Genomic DNA, 20,652 nt, shown 5'->3' on the forward strand with positions numbered 1-20,652 from the left:
AATATGCTTTTTAAGATAAAAAAATACTTATTGTTGTTTTGGGTTATTTCTGCCTGTTATACATTTGCTTGGGCAGAATCAACTATTAAAACACCATTAGCATATTTAACGGCTATGTCAGAAGCACATAAAAAATCCACTTATGAATTAGTTTATATTCTTCAACAGGGAAGTGATACAGAATCTTTCCGTTTACGTCATGCTTTTACCCATAATAAAGAATATGCCCAATTACTGAATTTAGATCATAGCCGAGAAGAAATTATTTTAAAAAATAACAAGGTCAGCTATTTGGGTTATAATTTTCGTCCTTTTAGTTTAAATAGTTCACAGATTTTAGATAACCTCCCTAATGTACTTTACACAGATTATGCAAATTTAAAAGGTTATGCCTTTTTAGATGCTGGTAAAGATCGTATTTCTGACCGAATTACAAAGGTAATTCGTATGAAGCCAAATGATACTTTAAGATATGCTTACACACTATGGATTGATGAAGAAACACATTTATTACTTAAAAGCCAAGTCTTGAATATGGATAATTTGGTATTAGAAGAATTCAGAGTTTTGCAACTTTATCAATCTCCAGAATTGGATAGGATTGCAAATGTAATAGGATCACTAATGTTACCAACATTAACGACAGTGAAAAAAGAAGAATTTCCCAAGTCTGATGGCTGGAAGGTGAATTGGTTGCCGACAGGGTTTAGGTTAATTCAGCAACAAACAGTCACAGGTGCGACATATCAAGTGGAAAGTGAGTATGTAGATAGCAGAGTATATAGTGATGGTTTATCTACATTAACTATTTATATTATGCCTAGCCAAGGTGTGAGTTTTAATGAGTACGCTTGGCAACAAGGTAAATTAACGATTTTAAATCAAACGATTAATGATAAAGATATTGTGATTATTGGTGATGTGCCGTTGCAATCTGCTAAGCAAATTATGAAAAATATTCACTTTAAGGAAGGGATTCAGCCATGATGATTGAACAGGCAACAGTAGTAGAATATCAGAATGGTGTGGCTATTGTACAATGTTATGCTAAAAGTAGCTGTGGTGGCTGTGCAGCTCAGTCTGCTTGTGGAACAAAAGCATTGTCGGCATTAGCTGGGGAAAAAATTGCCCCTCGTTTTAGTATTGAGGTAGATGAACCCCTAAAAGTAGGCGATAAGGTTCAACTGGGCTTAGCTGAAAATATCTTGCTCAAAAGCGTGTTTTTAATTTATGGCATTCCTCTGCTGGTTCTTGTGATGACAGCGGTCGGATTTTCGCAATTTTTTGCAAATGAGCTTATTGTTTTATTTATAATGTTGCTTTCAACAGGTATAACATTCTGGGCTGTAAGAAAATTGATTCATAAACACAGCAAACAAGCAAATTTTTCACCTATCTTTTTAGGTAAGGTTTTAGGAGACTATAATGGAAAAAATATGGCTAAATAATTATCCGCCTTATTCACCAAAAACGATTGAAACAGATCAATATGAATCGTTAGTGGAAATGTTTGAAACAGCGATAAACCGCCACCCCGATATTCCTGCTTACATCAATATGGGGCAAGTTTTGACTTTCCGCAAATTGGAGGAGCGTAGCCGTTCTTTTGCAGCCTATTTGCAAAATGAATTACGCCTGAAAAAAGGTGATCGAATCGCATTGATGATGCCGAATTTATTGCAATATCCGATCGCTTTATTTGGCGCATTACGTGCCGGGCTTGTAGTAGTGAATGTCAATCCGCTTTATACGCCACGTGAATTAGAACATCAATTAAATGATAGTGGTGCGAAAGCGATTGTGATTGTTTCGAACTTCGCGGCTACCTTAGAAAAAATTGTCTTTAATACTGAGATTAAGCACGTTATTTTGACCCGAATGGGCGACCAACTTTCATTCGGCAAACGCACCTTAGTCAATTTTGTGGTGAAATACATCAAAAAATTAGTGCCGAAATATAAATTGCCACATGCGGTCAGCTTCCGTGAAGCCTTAAGCATTGGCAAACAGCGTCAATATGTAAAACCGAATATTGTCAGCCAAGATCTCGCCTTTTTACAATACACTGGCGGTACTACAGGTGTAGCGAAAGGGGCAATGCTGACTCATCAAAACTTAATTGCTAATATGATGCAGGCAAAATGGATTGTTGAGCCATTGTTGGGTAATTCTGCCAATATGATTGGATTGGTGCCTTTACCGCTGTATCACGTCTTAGCACTTTCGATGAATTGCTTGCTCTTTATCGAATTAGGACTTACCGGATTATTAATTACTAATCCGCGCGATATTCCAGGCTTTATTAAAGAATTAAAAAAGTACAAAGTTTCAGTGATTACTGGGGTAAATACATTGTTTAATGCATTACTTAATCACGAAAGTTTTAAAGAGGTTGATTTTTCACACCTAAAATTAAGTGTAGGTGGCGGTGCAGCGATCCAATCTAGCGTGGCAAAACGCTGGCACGATTTAACCGGAGTACATATTATCGAAGGTTATGGAATGACAGAATGTTCTCCGCTGATTAGTGCAACCCGTGGCGATTCGGTGGAATATTCCGGCTCTATTGGTGTGCCGGTGCCAAATACTGACATTCGTATTGTGGATGATGAAGGCAAAGAAGTGCCACAGGGCGAACGAGGAGAATTAGTCGTTAAAGGTCCGCAAGTGATGCAAGGCTATTGGAACCGTCCTGATGAAACGGCACAAGTGCTACAAGATGGTTGGATGGCAACCGGTGACATTGTGGTAATGGGGGATGATCTGAACTTACGCATTGTTGATCGTAAAAAAGATATGATTATTGTCTCCGGTTTTAATGTGTACCCAACCGAAATTGAAGAAGTGATTTCCCAAAACCCAAAAGTGAATGAAGTAGTGGCGATTGGTGTGCCGAGTGAGGCTTCCGGCGAAAGCATTAAAATTTTTGTAACCAAAAAAGATGAAAGTTTAACCCGAGATGAATTGAGAACCTATTGTCGTCAATTCTTAACCGGCTACAAAATTCCAAGAGACATCGAATTTCGTGACGAACTACCAAAAAGTAATGTTGGCAAAATTCTTCGCCGAGTATTAAGAGATGAAGAATTAGCAAAGGTTAATAAGGCTTAAATTACCCTAATTAAGGAGCTTAAAATGAAAATTGTTGAAGTAAAACACCCGCTTGTAAAGCATAAATTGGGCTTAATGCGTGAAGCGGAAATCAGCACCAAAGATTTCCGTGAGCTAGCGAATGAAATTGGTAGTCTGCTTACTTACGAAGCAACCAAAGATCTGGAAATGGAAACAGTTGAGATCAATGGCTGGAGCGGAGAGAAAATTGCGGTTGAGCGAATTAAAGGCAAAAAAGTGACTGTTGTGCCGATTCTGCGTGCTGGCTTAGGTATGATGGACGGTGTGTTAGAGCATATTCCAAGTGCCAGAATTAGCGTGGTTGGGATTTATCGTGACGAAGAAACCTTAAAACCTGTGCCGTATTTCTCAAAACTTGCTAACGATGTTGATGAGCGTTTAGCCATTATCACCGACCCAATGCTTGCAACCGGTGGCTCAATGGTAGCAACCATTGACCTCCTGAAAAAATCAGGCTGTAAGCAGATTAAAGTGCTAGTGTTAGTTGCCGCTCCAGAGGGGATTAAAGTATTAGAAGCTGCTCACCCTGATGTTGAACTCTACACCGCCTCAATCGATAGTCACTTAAACGAAAACGGCTATATCATTCCAGGCTTAGGCGATGCAGGGGATAAAATTTTCGGCACCAAGTAACATCAAAACTAAGTAACAGCAAAACAAGTAAAGCTGATTTAAACAAGCGGTCATTTTTCACTAAAGATTTGCAAATCTTGGTAGAAAAATGATCGCTTGTAATTTATTGATTAGCAATCTTCATCAACCAATTCTTCGGTTGTATCAATTGTCGGCGGGTTGTCGTGTAGCCAGTTAGCCAAACGCACATAATCGGCAATGGTAAGGTTTTCCGCTCGGGCGGTTAAATCAACGCCTAAGGCTTCTAGTTGCTCCGCACTAAACAGGGTTGAAAGAGCATTGCGTAAGGTTTTACGGCGTTGGTTAAAGGCTTGGGTTGTGACCCGATTGAGCCAATACACATCTTTTGCCGGATAAGGCAGTTGGTTATAAGGCACTAAACGAACCACCGCAGAATCCACTTTTGGTGCTGGTTTAAAGGCGGTTGGCGGCACTTCCAGCACCGGAATTACTTGGCAATAGTATTGAGCCATAATGGTTAAACGCCCGTATGCTTTACTGTTTGGCGCGGCACATAAACGTTTCACCACCTCTTTTTGCAACATAAAGTGCATATCTTGAATTAAGTCGTGAAAGGTCAGCAGGTGGAATATCAAGGGCGTAGAAATGTTGTAAGGTAAGTTACCAAACACACGCACCGAGTCTTCGTCTAAGTTGAGTTGGTTAAAATAGTCACGGAAATTAAAGCGTAGGGCATCTTGCTCAATAATGGTGAGTTTTTGGTTTAAAAACGGGTGGTGGCGTAAACGCTCTGCTAAATCACGGTCAATTTCAACCACCGTGAGTTTATCTACCAATTCGGCAACCGGCTCGGTTAATGCTCCTAAACCCGGACCGATTTCTAATAAAAATTGTCCGTTTTTCGGGTTAATGGCTGAAACTATGCTGTGAATAATGTTCATATCGTGCAAAAAGTTTTGCCCGAAACGCTTACGAGCGGTATGACCTAAATGTTTTTTGGAATTTGTGGAACTCATTGTTATCCTTTTTAAAGTTATCCTTTTTGAAATAAGAAAAGAACCCCGCATATGCGAGGTTCTTGAAGATTTTAATTATTGACCGACATATTGAATATTGGCGGTTTTTCTAAGGGCTTTTACCCAATCTTTAGAGGCTTCTTCGGCTTGCTTGTTCACCAGTTGCTGATAAGCACGTTGGTGGTAAGCATCTTCGGTTCTGTCTCCGTTACGAGTGTCGGTGACTTTCAAAATATGCCAACCAAATTGCGATTTAAACGGAGCAGAAATTTGGTTTGGTTTGATTTTTGATGCAACATTCGCAAATGCCGGATCGTAAATTTCTAAGAAGTTAAAACCTAAATCTCCACCGTCTGCCCCTGAGGCATAATCAACAGAATGGGTTTTTGCCGCTTCTTCAAAGCTGATTTTGCCTGAGTTAATATCAGTAGTTAAGCTGCTAAGTTTTGCTTTGGCTTGAGCATCATTTAAAATCGGGTTGGTTTTGAGCAAAATATGACTAATGCGATGCTCTTTGCCAGAAACGGTTTTCAATTTGCCCGCTGCTTTATCTTTCGCCATTAAATCTTTTGCGAGAGCTTGCACTTGCTGTGGCGCAACCTGAATAGATTTGCTGATACTGATGTGGCGAACCTGCTCCATTGCCATTTGTTGAGCAATATTACGTTTGAATTGCTCCAGCGTAATGCCTTGATAATCTAACGCATCTAATAACTGACCGTAAGTAATACCGTTTTGAATTGCCACATTTTCAACCGCTTGGTTTACCGCAGCTGGGCTGACTTTAACGCCGGCTTCTTTCATTGCCTGTTGCACCAACATATCATCAATCACTTGATCAATAGCCGCACGTTGAGCAGTTTCTGTCGCCTTTTTCTTGCCAAGCACACGTTGAACCTGGCTTTGCATAATAGGGGTATCATTCACTAATACCACCACTCTTTCTTCAAATGCGTGGGCGGTTTGGGTAAGACTCATTGTTGCAACGGCAACAGCAAATAATGATTTGATTAATTTCATTTTTATAACAATCCTAATGGAGATAATTAAGGAATCACTTTTCCTTAGAGATAAGTTTACCGAAAAGGTTCACTTAATTTAAGCACTTTCTTTATTTGCAGCAGGAACTAAGACCACTTGATTAATCCCATCGTAAGAAACCGTCTGCACTTGAATTTGCTCGTTTTTAGCGGTCGGGATATTTTTTCCGACATAATCGGCTCGGATCGGCAATTCCCGATGACCTCTATCGACCAAAATCACTAGCTCAATTCTAGCGGCTCTGCCGAAATCTAAGAGTGCATCAAGAGCCGCCCGAATGGTTCTGCCGGTAAAGAGAACATCATCAACTAAAATCACTTTTTTACCGTTCAGATTTAGCTGGTTATCCGCTCCCATAAATACGGGGTCTTGATAAATCAAATCTAAGTCATCACGGTAGAAAGTAATATCCAACGCCATTATTGGTAATTCAATTTGAGCCAATTCTGCGATACGTTTTTGAATAAATTCAGCAATGTTAGCACCTCGGCGTTTGATGCCAACAATCACAACATCTTGCAAGCCACCGTGTTTTTCAATAATTTGGTGTGAAATACGAGATATTGTGCGATGAAATTGCTCGGTATCAATAATGATTTTTTCTATCGCCATTAGTTATATACCGTTAGAGTGCTTGAATTTTTTTAATCACATTGGTGGTAGAGCAGCCGTTTTCAAAGTTTAACACTCTGACATCACCACCGTTTGCCCATACTTCTTGGCTACCGGCGATTTCTTCCGGTTTGTAATCGCCACCTTTTACTAATAAATCCGGCAAAATTTCACTAATTAAGCGTTGCGGTGTATCTTCATCAAAAGGTACAACCCAATCTACAGAGGCTAAACCAGCTAAAACTGCCATACGGGCAGCTAAATCATTAATCGGGCGAGCTTCGCCTTTTAGGCGTTTTACCGAAGCATCGGTATTGACGGCTACAATTAATCGGTCGCCTAATTTACGGGCGTTTTCTAAATAGGAAACGTGGCCGGGGTGGAGAATATCAAAGCAACCGTTCGTCATCACGATCTTTTCGCCACGTTTTTTCGCTTCTTCCACAATCGCTTTTAATTCGGCTTCGGACACCACGCCAAAACCGGTGCTGGTGCGTTGGTGAATCGCATTTTCCAGCTCAACCGGGCTGACTGTTGATGTACCTAATTTACCTACTACTACACCGGCAGCAGCGTTCGCTAAATAGCAGGCTTCTTCATAGGCTCTGCCATCGGCAATCGCAGTGGCTAATACACTGATTACGGTATCGCCGGCACCGGTTACATCATAAACCTCTTTGGCTTGGGTCGGCAGATGATAAGGCTCGTGGTTCGGGCGAAGTAAGGTCATTCCTTTTTCCGAACGGGTAACTAATAGTGCAGATAAATCATAGTCGGCAACCAGTTTTAACCCTTTGCTGACAATCTCATCCTCATCTTTACAATGCCCAACCACCGCTTCAAATTCCGACATATTTGGTGTAAGCAATGTTGCCCCACGATAGCGTTCAAAGTCTATGCCTTTCGGGTCGATCAACACCGGCACGTTCGCATTGCGGGCAATTTGGATCATTTGTTGCACCGATTCCAACGTGCCTTTGCCGTAATCTGAAAGAATTAATGCACCGTAAGCGGTGATTTCTTGCGAAAGTTTTGCAAGTAGGGCAGTGGAATCGACATTATGAAAGCCCTCTTCAAAATCTAACCGTAATAATTGCTGATGGCGGGAAAGAATCCGCAATTTGGTAATGGTTGGGTGCGAATTAATCGCCACACATTGATTTTGAATCTGGTGTGAATTCAGTAATTTATCTAAAGCACGTCCGGCATCATCATCGCCAATTAAGCCGTGTAATGTTACCGGTACGCCAAGACTGGCGATGTTCATCGCCACGTTTGCCGCACCGCCGGCACGCTCTTCAATATCTTGTACTTTAACCACCGGCACAGGGGCTTCAGGCGAAATTCGATTGGTTGCCCCGAACCAGTAACGGTCTAACATTACATCGCCAAGCACCAGCACTTTAGCATTATTAAATTTTGGAGAGTATTGCATCATCATAGTTAATATTCTCTGTTAAATGATGGCGCAAGCGGCCACGCTTGTGCCATTATTAGTTTTAGCACAAGCGTGGACGCTTGCGCTATCGTTAGATATTATTTCTTACTTTTCTTAATAAACTTCATCAAACGTTTACGTTTGCGTAATTGGCTTGGCGTTAGTTTGTTTTTCTTACCGGCAAACGGGTTATTGCCTTCTTGGAATAAAATCCGAATTGGCGAGCCGATAATTTTTAAACTTTTACGGAAATAATTACTTAAATAACGTTTGTAAGAATCCGCTAATTTTTCAACCTGATTGCCGTGAATCACAATAATTGGTGGGTTGTAGCCACCCGGGTGAGCATATTTTAATTTCACTCGGCGACCATTAACCAATGGTGGTTGGTGTTCATCAGCAGCCATACGCAAAATGCGAGTCAGCATTGAGGTCGAGGTTTTTTGCGTTGCACAAGCGTAGGCTTCTTTTACCGAATCAAACAAATTCCCCACGCCTGAGCCGTGCAATGCCGAGATAAAATGCACTCTGGCAAAATCAATAAAATCTAAACGGCGATCTAACTCCGATTTCACTTGATCTTTAATATCTTGCGATAAACCGTCCCATTTGTTTACTACAATTACCAATGAACGACCGGCATTCAGAATAAAGCCGAGTAGTGATAAATCCTGATCGGAAATGCCTTCACGAGCATCAATGGTTAATAGCACCACGTTTGCATCTTGAATGGCTTGCAAGGTTTTAATTACCGAGAATTTCTCAACCGCTAAGTTCACTTTGCCACGCTTACGCACGCCGGCGGTATCAATAATGGTATATTGCTGACCGTCACGCTCCATTGGAATATAGATAGAATCACGGGTTGTTCCCGGCATATCATAAACCACCACACGCTCTTCGCCTAAAATGCGGTTGGTCAGCGTTGATTTACCGACATTCGGACGACCGACAATCGCAATTTTGATATTTTTATCTTCAATCGACTCTTCTGCCTCTTCTGCCAAGACTTCATCTAATAATGCCGCATCTTCTTCGCTCTCAAAGTCGAATTCGGTATCCCATTCATCGGTTTCTTCATTTGCAACATTTTCAGCATTTTCGCCCGCTTGTTCTTCGTTAAATTGCTCAGCATTTAGCTGTTCTCCTAACGGAGCTAACACTTGCTCGATAAGCTGTGTAACTCCACGCCCTTGTGCAGCGGCAATTTGTTCTACTTCGCCTAAGCCTAATTGATAGAATTCGGCACAGTGAGAGTCGGCATCAATACCATCGGTTTTATTGGCAACCACCACCGTGGTTTTTTCACGTTGGCGTAAATATTGAGCAATGCCGACATCAGCAGGTAATAATCCGGCTCGGGCATCAACCAAGAAAAGCACCACATCGGCTTCTTCAATCGCCAATAACGATTGTTCTGCCATTTTTTCTTCTACGCCTTCTTCAGTGCCATCAATACCACCGGTGTCGATTACGATGAAATCGTAGCCTGCAATATTAGCGTGGCCATATTTACGATCTCGGGTTAAGCCGGGAAAATCTGCTACTAAGGCATCTCGGGTGCGAGTTAAACGGTTAAATAAAGTCGATTTGCCGACATTAGGTCTGCCCACTAGGGCAACAACAGGAGTCATTTTGTATCCTCTATATCCAGTTATTTGCAAAATCGTTGCAAAAATTGGCTTATTATAGCGGAAATTTGGGGAAGTTGAAATTAGAAGAAGATCGGGAACACGGGGAGGAACGCACGGCGTGCGTCCGCAAGCGGTTAAAAATGTTCAATTTTTTGCAAATATGCCTAAAAGAATGTGCTGAGAATCATTCTTCTAGCCGTAATGCTCTTGAAAAACTTTGCAAGCCGGTGGAGTTGCCACTTTTTGCCATTGCTTGTAACGCTTGGGTTGGAGCGTGTAGTAACTGGTTGGTGAGTTTGTAGCTTAGCTCGCTCAACACTTTTTGGCTGTCTTGCCCTTGACTGATTGCTTGCAGGGCTTTTTCCAACAACTCTTGGCGTGTTTGCTCTGCGTCTTGGCGGTAGCGTTTAATTAAATCGCTAGACTGCTGTTGTTTTAACCATTCAAAAAACGCTTTGCTTTCCTCTTTGACAATTTCAGCGGCTTGTTTGGCGGCTTCTTCACGCTGAGCCATATTGCGTTGGATAATATTTTGTAAATCATCAACACTATAAGAATAAACGCCATCTAAATCGCCGGCTTTTTCATCAATATCACGAGGGACGGCAATATCAATCAGCAAAAATGGGTCAAATTGGCGTTGTTTTTGTGCAATTTCCACCATTTCTTTGCTAATTAGCGTATCAGGGCTACCGGTGGAGCTAATGACTACATCAGCTTGGTTTAAACCGAGCTGCAAAGCACTTAACGACAGAATTTGCATTGGAGCGTTTAGTTTTTCCGCCAACATTTCCGCCCGAATATGGGTGCGATTTGCCAACATTATATTTTTCGCCCCGTGTTGAATTAAATAGCGGGCGACTAATTCAATGGTTTCGCCTGCCCCTACCAGCAAAAAGCGTAACTTGCCAAAATTATCGAAAATTTGACGGGCTAAACCGCAAGCAGCATAAGCAACCGACACCGCTTGGCTACCGATTTCGGTTTCGGAACGTACTCGTTTGGCGGTGGCAAAGGTGCGTTGGAACAAGCGAGAAAGCTTGGTGGACATTGCTTTTTGCTGATGTTGGTAGAAATCTTCGCTATATTGATAGGCTTGTTTAACCTGCCCTAAAATTTGTGGTTCGCCTAAAATTAGTGAATCTAATCCGCTTGCCACTTTCATTAAGTGGCTAGCGGCGTCTAAATTTTGTTTAAAATATAAACATTCACGCAACTCGTTTTCATCAAGTTGATGAATTTGGGCAAACCAGCGGAAACATTGCTCACGCCATTGGATATTTTCCTCGCTCTCTTCACGGGGAGAAATATTAGGCTGGTGGAAATAGAGTTCGGTGCGGTTGCAGGTAGAAAGAATGACCACGCTTTCAGCCAATCCGCTCGTTTGGATTTGTTCAAGAGCCAGTTTACGTTTGTCATCTACAAACGCCACTTTCTCTCTTAAACCCACAGAGGCGGTTTTATGGTTGATTCCTAACGCTAAAATTGTCATTGCTACCCACAAAAATAAAGATCAAAATAAAAACGCAAGTATTTTAATCAAGAGCGTGAAGTCGTGCAAATGATTGTGTTGATAGGTTTGATTTATCACAAGGTTGCTACCTCTTAAGGAGTAAAGAGGATAAGACAACTTGGATTAAATTTTCGATTAGGGGTAAATTTTTTCTGAATTTCAACGTATAATAAAACTCCATTTTAAGCGATAACAAGCGGTCTGATTTCCACAAAAATTTACAAGGAGGCCTTATGGTAGCAATTCGTTATTCCCATCAACTTGATCCGAATAATTTTGAGTTGTCGAGTTGGTGTGCAAGCCTGAATATGTCTCCTGTGACTTTTGAGCAGATTCACAATGCGTGGACTTATGCACAGGAAAAGCTGGATACAGACTACAGCCTGATGTGGTATGGCATCGAAATGGTTGAAGTATTGCACGGTTTGAATATGGACGATGACAGTTTGGTTGCCGCCTTGCTTTTTCCGCTGGTCAAACACAATGTAATCGACTTGGTGCAATTAAAAGAAGATTTCAGTAACGACATCAAAAACTTGGTGAAAGGCGTACTCGAAATGGAGAATATCCGCCAGCTTAGTGCCAATAATGTGTCGGATCTGCAAATTGACAATATCCGCCGTATGTTACTGGCGATGGTGGACGATTTCCGCTGTGTGGTGATTAAACTTGCCGAGCGAATCGCCTACCTGCGTGACGGTAACCACCATTCCGAAGAAGATACCGTGCTTGCCGCTAAAGAGTGTTCCCACGTTTATGCCCCGCTTGCCAATCGCTTAGGAATCGGACAGCTCAAATGGGAGCTGGAAGATTACTGTTTCCGCATTTTACACCCTGTCTCTTACACCCAAATTGCTAAATTTGAATTGGGCGAACGCCGTGTGGATCGTGAGCGTTATATTGCAAATTTTGTGGCAGAACTGACCGCTTGTTTAAGCCCTGAAATCAACAATGTACAGATTTATGGTCGCCCGAAACATATTTATAGCATTTGGAAGAAAATGCAGAAAAAACGCTTGAAATTCAATCAGTTATTTGATGTGCGAGCGGTGCGGGTGATTGTGCCAACGTTAGAAGATTGCTATACAGCATTAGGCATTATTCACACCAAATATACCCATTTGCCGGAACATTTCGATGATTATATTGCCAACCCGAAACCTAACGGCTATCAGTCTATTCATACGGTTGTATTAGGCGAAGGCGAAAAAGCGATTGAAGTGCAAATTCGTACCCAGCAAATGCACGATGACGCGGAGCTAGGCGTAGCCGCTCACTGGAAATATAAAGAGGGCGCAACAGCAGGGCGTTCCGGCTACGAAGAAAAAATTGTGTGGTTACGCAAATTGCTCGAGTGGCAAAACGATCTTGCCGATTCGGGCGATATGGTGGCGGAAATGCGTTCGCAAATTTTTGATGATCGTGTTTATGTCTTTACCCCGAGAGGCGAGGTGATCGATTTACCACAAAAAGCCACACCGCTTGATTTTGCTTATGCGATTCATAGTGAAATCGGACATCGTTGCATTGGTGCAAAAGTGGCAGGGCGGATTGTGCCGTTCACTTACCATCTGCAAATGGGCGATCAGGTTGAAATTATCACCCAAAAAGAGCCGAACCCAAGCCGAGATTGGCTCAATCCGAATACCGGTTTTGTGAACACCGGCAAAGCTCGCTCAAAAATTATTGCGTGGTTTAAAAAATTAGATAGAGAGAAAAATATTCCAATCGGCAAAGAAGCCCTTGAAGCCGAAATGGAAAAATTCGGTTTTACACTCAAGCAAATTGAAGAATATGCACTGCCTCGCTATAACTTAAAACAGTTTGACGATCTCTATGCCGGTATTGGCGGTGGTGATATTCGGCTTCATCAGCTAATGCACTTCTTGCAATCAAAATTAATTAAACCGACTGCCGAACAAGAAGACGAAGCGGTGCTTAAACAGGTGAATAAAAACACCAATCAGCCGAAGCCAAGCAAAGGCTATGTGATTGTAGAAGGGGTGGGGAACTTAATGCACTCCATTGCCCGCTGCTGCCAGCCAATTCCGGGCGATCCTATTGTTGGTTACATCACTCAAGGCAGGGGCATTTCGATTCACCGTGCAGATTGCGAGCAACTGTTTGAATTACAAAGTCTAAATCCTGAGCGAGTTGTGGAGGCTGATTGGGGAGAAGGCTACACATCAGGCTTAAGCTTAACCATTCGAGTGATTGCCAATGACCGCAACGGATTACTGCGAGATGTCAGTGCAATTATGGCAAATGAAAAAGTAAACGTGTTAGGCGTTTCCAGCCGAACTGATGTGAAACGCAGCCTCGCAACCATTGATATGGAAATTCAGCTTAACAACGTTGAAATTTTGAATAAATTATTGGCTCGCATCGCTCAATTAGATGATGTTATTGAGGCAAAACGGCTTTCGAGTTAATTTACAAGCGGTCGTTTTTGCTAAAAAATTTACTTATAACAAAGTAGTAATGAGCATACTTGAAGCGTAGGGGCGAAAAATCTTTCGCCCTTATCAGTCATTAGATAAAGAGAAACAGAATGAAAAAATTAGTGATTTTAGGTTCAACCGGTTCTATCGGTAAAAGCACCTTATCGGTGGTTGATCATAACCCAAACCAATATGAGGTGTTTGCCTTAGTTGGTGGTAAGAATGTTGAATTAATGCTGGAGCAATGTCGTCAATATCAGCCGACTTTTGCGGCAATGGATGATGAAAAAGCCGCACAAGCATTAAAAACGGCATTGGCAACTTTGGGGTCTAAAACTGAAGTGTTAGCCGGTCAAGCAGCTATTTGTGAGCTTGCTGCACATTCCGAAGTGGATATGGTAATGGCTGCTATTGTAGGGGCAGCAGGACTATTGCCGACGCTTTCTGCAGTGAAAGCCGGTAAAACCGTGTTGTTGGCGAATAAAGAATCGCTGGTAACCTGTGGGCAAATTTTTATTGATGAAGCCCGTAAATCTGGGGCGAAACTTTTGCCGGTGGATAGTGAACATAATGCGATTTTTCAATCTCTCCCACCGGAAGCCCAGCAAAAAGTCGGGTTTTGTCCACTCGCTGAACTGGGTGTCAGTAAAATTATTTTAACAGGATCGGGTGGACCGTTCCGTACTAAGCCATTAAATGAATTTGATGCGATTACACCGGCTCAAGCAGTGGCTCACCCTAATTGGTCGATGGGAAAAAAGATCTCGGTCGATTCAGCCACAATGATGAACAAAGGCTTGGAGTATATTGAAGCTCGCTGGTTGTTTAATGCCTCGGCGGAGGAAATGGAGATCATCATTCACCCGCAATCAATTATTCATTCAATGGTGCGTTATATTGACGGCTCGGTGATTGCTCAAATGGGCAACCCTGATATGTGTACGCCAATTGCTCACACGATGGCATATCCAAACCGAATTAATGCCGGTGTGCCACCATTAGATTTCTTTAAATTAAAAGAGCTAACTTTTATTGAGCCGGATTTTGCCCGTTACCCGAACTTAAAATTAGCGATTGAGGCTTTTGCAGAAGGACAGCATGCGACAACAGCGATGAATGCCGCCAATGAAATTGCCGTTGAGGCGTTTTTAAACGAGCAAATCCGCTTTACGGATATTGTGAACGTGAATAGAGCGGTGGTGGAAAATATTGCTCCAATTCAAGTCAGTGAAATTGCTGATGTATTGCATATTGATAAGCTCGCCAGAGAATTAGCAAAACAAGCAGTGTTGCAACTTTAGCGGAGAAAAGAAAATGCCTACAAATTTGTAGGCATTTTTCACATATTAGTTAGCTTTTTTACTGATTGTTACCCCGGTAAATCCAAAAATTAAGGTAAGGATTAAACAGATATAACAGAAGAATGCGTATGGTAGATAATCTAACACCGGTACATTTAATACGCTACTGATAAAGACACCGCATACACTCCAAGGCACTAACGGGTTGATAACTGTGCCTGCATCTTCAATGGTACGGGATAAATTTTTCAACTCTAAACCTAAGCGTTCGTAAGTTGAGCGGAAAGTATTACCCGACAATAATAAACTTAAATATTGCTCACCGATTAAGACGTTAATTCCCACCGCGGTGCTGGCAACCACAAAGGTAACTCGTCCGGTATTGGTTAAAAAGCCGCTAATGCCTTTCAGTAATGCCGGCAAAATACCGAGGATTTGTAATAATCCACCCAAGCTTAATGCTAATACGACAATGGTAATGGTAAAGAACATACTGTTAATCCCTCCTCGAGAGACTAACGATGCCACATCTCCTAAATCCACGCCTTCAACGGGTTTATAACCGGTAAAGAAATAATTACCGAGTTGTTCTAATGTCGGCGAACTATGAATATAGGTAATCACTAATGATAATGCGACAGTAGTAACAATGATATAAATCGAATTAATCCGTTTCATTGCCATTAAAATTAAGGTAATGAAAGGCAATAATGTATAACCGTGAATCAAGCCTGTTTCTTGTAAATTGGTTTTTAATGCCTCAATGTTGGCTAAGTTGTGAGCATCAGAAGGATCGGTTAAAAACCAAAGGAATAGTGCTGTTAAACCCCACGCCGGAATGGTGGTATAAAGCATATTGCGGATATGAGCGAACATATCAATGCCCACTACAGAAGCGGCAATAGTAGTTGTATCTGAAAGCGGCGAGGTTTTATCGCCAAAAAACGCCCCTGAAACCACCGCTCCTGCGACAATTGCAGGGTTCGCCCCAAAAGCGGAAGCCATTCCGATAAAGGCAACGCCAATGGTGGCGGTGGTGGTTAAACTACTACCTAATGCAATCCCCACTACTGAACTTAACGCAAAAGCCGAAATATAAAATAACTCAGGCGAAATAATGCTTAAACCGTAATACATTAAGGTTGGAATTGCCCCCGACATCATCAACGCCGATACCAATAAGCCGATGAAAAAGAATAAGTAAACTGCCCCAATTCCTGACATCAAGCCTTTAGACATCCCATCTTGCATCTCTTTAAACGGGATTTTATTGACTAATCCAAACAATAACAGAATGACAATAACCGCTAAAATTGAAATTTGCGGTACCCAACCCAGCCCGATCATCGTAAAACCTAAGATAAAAACGGTTAAAAGTGACAGTATGACAGCGGTAGTCGGTTTTAATTTAAGTAGGTAGTGGTTCATTCATACTCCTAGATTTATTATTCTTAAAACAAACGTGCATTATAGACTAATTTTGTTCATCTAAGTAGTGTGCACCTAAACTCTGCTCATTTAGCATTTGATTGACCACTAATTGTGCGGTTTTTAACGCATTGTACACCTCAATCCCTTGATATTGAGCGTGGTAAAGTGGGTCAAATTTTTGCTCTAACCTTGCTAATTCATTCAGTAGATATTGAAGATTTTCTCTGGTTCGGTAAACATTGGCATATAACGCCATATTTTCCCGAATGGTCGAAAGCACTTCGCTTGCTGTCAGTGCTAAATTTGCATTGGGGTTGGCAAGCTGATTTAACGCCTTTTCTGCCTTTGCAAGCGGTGAAATTTCGCTGTTTTTTTGCAAATTACCTGATTGCAAATCCTCTTGTTGCAATCTCTGCTTAATTTCGGCTATCGCCCGTTTAGCGAATACTAAACCACCACCCACGGAATTTCCGCCCATACGGTTTGCCCCTTCAATGCAGTGAGAAATTTCGCCAATCGCAAATAGCCCTTTTACTGCACTTTCGCCCCATTGATTAATTTGAATGCCGCCGTTACAGCTATGAGCAAACGGCTTGATTGCAATTTTATCTTGCACTAAATCAATCCTGACTTCATTTTTGAGCCAATTCAAATAGACGGTGTAAAACTCTTCCGTGTCTTCATACAGTTTTGGGCTGTATTTTAGGTAAATGCCTTTTTCGTGAGGGTTTTCAAGCAAATGTTTCATCATCACTAAATCGAACTCCACGCCGGCAAAATCAAGGCTGAAAGGAGCATAATGGCTACGTTCCAGCACCATTTTTGCAAATTGCTCGGCATTTAAGTGTGGAAATAGGTTGTTGTCCTTAGAATCGGTAATTTGGGTGACATATTTCAATGTATGTTCGCCAAATAGCACCTTGTATTTTGGCTCGACAAAGGCAGGAATGAACTGAATAAAGGCAAGATTAACCAAGGTTGCCCCGGCTTGTTGTGCCACATAATGAAGTGAACCGATAACATCAGCCGGGTAGAGATTATCTTTATACAGCCCGGCAATCCCGCCTGCGGCTAAAATAAGATGCTTGGTTTTGCAAAAAATATAGGAAATTTTACCGCTTGTAGAGAGCGAAAATACCGCACCTTGCACCTGATTATCTTCCACCACAATGTGTAGTAAGGTAGCATTTTCATAGAAAGCAATGTGTTGCTCTTGCAAAATCTGCTTCGCTCGCAGAGCAGATTCTCGCCAATCTTTAATTAAATAAATCGGGCGAGGGTATTTGGCAAAACAAGCAGGACGGTTATCGTTACGTTTCCAAGGCTGAAAGCCGATACGGTTTAGTAATTCAATTGCTTGTGGTGAATCTTCAATATAAGCTTGCACCACATTGGGGTTGATTTTACCCTTGCCGATGTTTTCAATATCTTCTTTAAAGTGAATTTTATCGGCTTCATCGCCGGTTACTTGAATGCCAAGTGTCGCTTTAAGCGGAAAGTAGCTTGCTCCCGAGCCAATGGTGGATTTGCTAATCAGTAAGGCATTAATGCCTTTTTCTTTTGCCTTAACAGCCGCAGAAAGCCCGTCGATGCCAGAGCCGACAATTAATAAATCGGTGTTAATGGTTTGGGTAATTTGGATCATAGAATAAAACACAAGCGGTAAAATTTTTCAAAAATTTTACCGCTTGTAGGCACAAAGCACAATTATAATAAAGATGGTGCTGCTTCAATTAAGGTTCGGGTGTACTCTTGCGTTGGGCGTTCAAATACGTCTGAAGCATCGCCCATTTCCACAATTTTACCGCCGTTCATAACCACAATGCGGTCTGAAACTTGGTGAACGGTTTGTAAGTCGTGAGAGATAAATACCATCGCTAAATTGAGTTCTTTTTTCAAGTCTGCCAGCAGGTTCAGTACTTGAGCTCGAACCGATACGTCAAGTGCAGAGGTTGGTTCATCAGCCACAATCAGCTTCGGATTTAATGCCAATGCACGAGCAATCGCTACACGTTGCTTTTGCCCACCGGATAATCGGGTTGGCTCGACCAACGCCGCTGAACGAGGTAGACCGACTCGAGAGAGCAAATCATAAACCCGCTTCTCACGTTCTTGCGGTTGTAAGATATTATGAATATCCATCGGATCTTTTAAAATATCTAACACACGCATACGCGGATTTAGGGCGGTTGCCGGGTCTTGGAAAATTACTGACACTTGGCTACCGAAATATTTGCGAGCTTCCGCACTGCCATATTTCATCTCTAAGCCGTTAAATTTTACTGTGCCGGAGGTTGGTTTTTGAAGCCCGATCATCACACTGGCTAAAGTAGATTTGCCACAACCAGATTGTCCAACCAGACCGACTGTTTCACCGGCGTGAATTGCTAGGCTGACATCATTTACCGCCGTGAATTTTTTCGGGTTAAATAAGGTGCCGTCACGAGAAGCAAATTGCACAACAATATTAGACAGTTCAATAATTGGCTGTTCTTTGATAAATTTCATACTCATCGTATTGCTCTCCTTTATGCTTCTTTAGATTGTGGATCTTCTAAGTGTGAAGCCCAGAAGTGTTGTGGGTGATCACCGGTTGGCACTAATTTCAAGTGCTGTTCAGGGTTTGCATCTGGTCTTAATGAACGACTCGCAAAACGGTCACCTTTCGCAAAATCAAATGGTGAAGGCACACTGCCCGGAATTTGATATAAGCGTTCTGCACGCAATTCGGTAGAAAGTACCGAGCCTAATAATCCACGTGTGTATTCGTGTGTTGGGTTTGCCAATAATGGCGTAGTTGGTGCAGTTTCAACCACTTGACCAGCATACATTACCGTGATGTGGTGAGCGATTTGTGCCACTAAAGCTAAGTCGTGGCTCACGAATACCATTGCAAATCCAAGTTTCTCACGTAATTCGTTTAATAATTTGATCACTTCAGCTTGAACGGTTACGTCTAATGCTGTTGTTGGTTCATCAGCAATCAATAGTTTCGGTTCACGAGCAAGTGCCATTGCAATTAATACACGCTGACGTTGTCCTCCGGATAACTCGTGAGGATAACGGTTGAGCGTTTTTTCCGGGTCAAGTTTTACCCATTGCAATAATGTTTCTGCTGATTGTTTACCACCACGGCTGATTAATTGTGCCATTTGGTCTTTAATACGCATTGATGGGTTTAACGCACTTAATGCATCTTGGTAAATCATCGAGATTTCGTGACCACGAAGGGCATTTAAATCGGCTGATTCTAAAAGATTGTGTTGTTTACCTGAACGGTCGGTAAAGAGGATTTCACCAGTGATTCTTGCAGTTTTTGGTAATAAACCCATAATTGAGAATGCGGTGATTGATTTACCACAACCAGATTCACCCACTAAGCCCATGGTTTCGCCTTCGTGAACAGTAAAGCTGATATTATCAACAAGCGGAGTTTCACCATAACGATTCGGAAAACGGATTGATAAGTTTTTCACTTGTAAAATCGGTTTGGCCGTTGAGTTTAATTGCATACGGTCAGTACGGGTCGTTTCTTTCTCGTGTAATTTGAGTAAGTAACGTTTTAACGCAAGAGTTTCAGACATTGCTTCTTGAACGTCTGTTGCCAATGGTTTTGCGACATCTTCTTTACTTTGAGTTGAACGTTTTAGTTTTGGATTTACTAACGCATCGGTTAAGCCTTCAGCAAGGATATTTAACGCAAGTACGGTTAATAAAATCATAATCCCTGCGAAAGTTGTCGCCCACCAGAAGCCACTTAAGACTAAGTTACGACCTTCAGATAAAATATTTCCCCAAGATGGGAATGGAGGTTGCACACCTGCACCTAAGAATGAAAGTGATGCTTCAAATACGATGGCATCAGCAACCATCACTGTTGCGAATACTAAAACCGGTGCAGCAGTATTACGCACAACGTGTTTTAATAGAATATAAGTACGGCTACCACCAATTACACGCTCGGCACGCACATAATCTTCTTCCCATTGAGATACTACGTTAGCACGCACCACTCGGGCAAGTTGGGGAGTGTAAACAACCGCAATAGTCACGATAATCACAGGTACAGAGTTACCGAAAGTGGCAAGTAATACAGCAGCTAATGCGATACCCGGGAATGCCATTAAGATATCCATAAAACGCATAATCACTTCGTTACCGAATTTATCGGCGGTTGCCGCGGTTGCCCCTAAAATACTACCGAATAGAATCGCAACGCCTACCGCACCTAAACCGATAAAGAGAGATGTTCTTGCTCCCCATACCATACGCGAGAAAATATCACGTCCTAAACGGTCTGTACCGAATAAATAATCACCGCTTGGAGCTTGCACTGGACGTAGCGTTTGCAGTGGGTCATAAGGCGCTACTAATGGTGCAAAAATAGCGACTAATGCGATAAATACAATAAAGAGTAAGGCGATTTTTGAACTGGTTGATAATGCTCTAAATCTTGCACCGCCTGAAGCAAGTCGAGCAGCTAATCCTTGGCGAAACAT

At 41.9% G+C, this 20,652-nt stretch carries 16 protein-coding genes; 6 read left to right on the plus strand and 10 right to left on the minus strand.

Annotation, left to right across the window (positions count from 1 at the left end):
* Positions 1 to 3 precede the first annotated feature (3 nt).
* The 4 genes from ACJ7Z2_RS06390 to upp are packed head-to-tail and all read left to right on the plus strand — an operon-like array spanning position 4 to position 3,765.
* Positions 4 to 987 carry a MucB/RseB C-terminal domain-containing protein gene (locus ACJ7Z2_RS06390; RefSeq protein WP_409499717.1) on the plus strand — a complete coding sequence of 328 codons (984 nt, stop codon included), beginning with the start codon at positions 4 to 6 and terminating at the stop codon, positions 985 to 987.
* Positions 984 to 1,448, plus strand: coding sequence for a SoxR reducing system RseC family protein (locus tag ACJ7Z2_RS06395; RefSeq protein WP_154704137.1), 465 nt, complete (start codon positions 984 to 986; stop codon positions 1,446 to 1,448). Before ACJ7Z2_RS06390 ends, ACJ7Z2_RS06395 begins: the two co-directional genes overlap by 4 nt.
* A complete protein-coding gene (gene fadD / locus ACJ7Z2_RS06400) occupies positions 1,426 to 3,111 on the plus strand; it encodes a long-chain-fatty-acid--CoA ligase FadD (RefSeq protein ID WP_126302274.1) in 1,686 nt (561 codons plus the stop codon). Before ACJ7Z2_RS06395 ends, fadD begins: the two co-directional genes overlap by 23 nt.
* A gap of 24 nt (positions 3,112 to 3,135) precedes the next feature.
* Positions 3,136 to 3,765, plus strand: coding sequence for a uracil phosphoribosyltransferase (gene upp, locus ACJ7Z2_RS06405; protein WP_126302273.1), 630 nt, complete (start codon positions 3,136 to 3,138; stop codon positions 3,763 to 3,765).
* A gap of 110 nt (positions 3,766 to 3,875) precedes the next feature.
* Here upp and rsmA read toward each other — a convergent pair whose 3' ends face one another.
* The 6 genes from rsmA to hemA all read right to left on the minus strand — a co-directional run bounded on the left by rsmA (position 3,876) and on the right by hemA (position 10,959).
* Positions 3,876 to 4,742, minus strand: coding sequence for a 16S rRNA (adenine(1518)-N(6)/adenine(1519)-N(6))-dimethyltransferase RsmA (gene rsmA / locus ACJ7Z2_RS06410; protein ID WP_126302272.1), 867 nt, complete (start codon positions 4,740 to 4,742; stop codon positions 3,876 to 3,878).
* 75 nt (positions 4,743 to 4,817) lie between these two features.
* Entirely contained in the window at positions 4,818 to 5,762 is a 945-nt protein-coding gene (locus ACJ7Z2_RS06415; RefSeq protein WP_409499718.1) for a peptidylprolyl isomerase, read from the minus strand.
* 78 nt (positions 5,763 to 5,840) lie between these two features.
* Positions 5,841 to 6,389 carry a bifunctional pyr operon transcriptional regulator/uracil phosphoribosyltransferase PyrR gene (pyrR, locus tag ACJ7Z2_RS06420; protein ID WP_409501116.1) on the minus strand — a complete coding sequence of 183 codons (549 nt, stop codon included), beginning with the start codon at positions 6,387 to 6,389 and terminating at the stop codon, positions 5,841 to 5,843.
* A gap of 19 nt (positions 6,390 to 6,408) precedes the next feature.
* Complete coding sequence (gene hldE, locus ACJ7Z2_RS06425) at positions 6,409 to 7,836, minus strand: bifunctional D-glycero-beta-D-manno-heptose-7-phosphate kinase/D-glycero-beta-D-manno-heptose 1-phosphate adenylyltransferase HldE (protein WP_409499719.1); 1,428 nt, start codon at positions 7,834 to 7,836, stop codon at positions 6,409 to 6,411.
* 95 nt (positions 7,837 to 7,931) lie between these two features.
* Positions 7,932 to 9,467, minus strand: coding sequence for a ribosome biogenesis GTPase Der (der, locus tag ACJ7Z2_RS06430; RefSeq protein WP_126302269.1), 1,536 nt, complete (start codon positions 9,465 to 9,467; stop codon positions 7,932 to 7,934).
* Positions 9,468 to 9,651: 184 nt separating this feature from the next.
* The gene (gene hemA, locus ACJ7Z2_RS06435; RefSeq protein WP_409499720.1) at positions 9,652 to 10,959 is read right to left on the minus strand and encodes a glutamyl-tRNA reductase; all 1,308 of its coding nucleotides are present in this window, start codon (positions 10,957 to 10,959) and stop codon (positions 9,652 to 9,654) included.
* A 254-nt stretch (positions 10,960 to 11,213) separates the two neighbouring features.
* Here hemA and relA point away from each other — a divergent pair, with 254 nt between their 5' ends.
* Together relA and ispC are read left to right on the plus strand one after the other, a co-directional pair.
* Positions 11,214 to 13,412 carry a GTP diphosphokinase gene (gene relA / locus ACJ7Z2_RS06440; protein ID WP_409499721.1) on the plus strand — a complete coding sequence of 733 codons (2,199 nt, stop codon included), beginning with the start codon at positions 11,214 to 11,216 and terminating at the stop codon, positions 13,410 to 13,412.
* A gap of 119 nt (positions 13,413 to 13,531) precedes the next feature.
* Positions 13,532 to 14,722, plus strand: coding sequence for a 1-deoxy-D-xylulose-5-phosphate reductoisomerase (gene ispC / locus ACJ7Z2_RS06445; RefSeq protein ID WP_154704146.1), 1,191 nt, complete (start codon positions 13,532 to 13,534; stop codon positions 14,720 to 14,722).
* A 45-nt stretch (positions 14,723 to 14,767) separates the two neighbouring features.
* Here ispC and nhaC read toward each other — a convergent pair whose 3' ends face one another.
* The 4 genes from nhaC to ACJ7Z2_RS06465 form a co-directional block, all read right to left on the minus strand.
* The gene (nhaC, locus tag ACJ7Z2_RS06450; protein ID WP_126302265.1) at positions 14,768 to 16,150 is read right to left on the minus strand and encodes a Na+/H+ antiporter NhaC; all 1,383 of its coding nucleotides are present in this window, start codon (positions 16,148 to 16,150) and stop codon (positions 14,768 to 14,770) included.
* A gap of 46 nt (positions 16,151 to 16,196) precedes the next feature.
* Positions 16,197 to 17,798, minus strand: a complete 1,602-nt coding sequence (locus ACJ7Z2_RS06455) for an FAD-binding protein (RefSeq protein ID WP_409499722.1) — start codon at positions 17,796 to 17,798, stop codon at positions 16,197 to 16,199.
* 62 nt (positions 17,799 to 17,860) lie between these two features.
* On the minus strand, positions 17,861 to 18,667 hold the full coding sequence (locus ACJ7Z2_RS06460; RefSeq protein WP_006250193.1) for an ABC transporter ATP-binding protein: 807 nt from the start codon (positions 18,665 to 18,667) through the stop codon (positions 17,861 to 17,863).
* A gap of 14 nt (positions 18,668 to 18,681) precedes the next feature.
* Positions 18,682 to 20,652 (minus strand): dipeptide/oligopeptide/nickel ABC transporter permease/ATP-binding protein, encoded by a 1,971-nt coding sequence (locus ACJ7Z2_RS06465; RefSeq protein WP_409499723.1) that lies wholly within the window; start codon positions 20,650 to 20,652, stop codon positions 18,682 to 18,684.

This window comes from Mannheimia glucosida (assembly GCF_046267875.1).
GTDB lineage: Bacteria > Pseudomonadota > Gammaproteobacteria > Enterobacterales > Pasteurellaceae > Mannheimia > Mannheimia glucosida.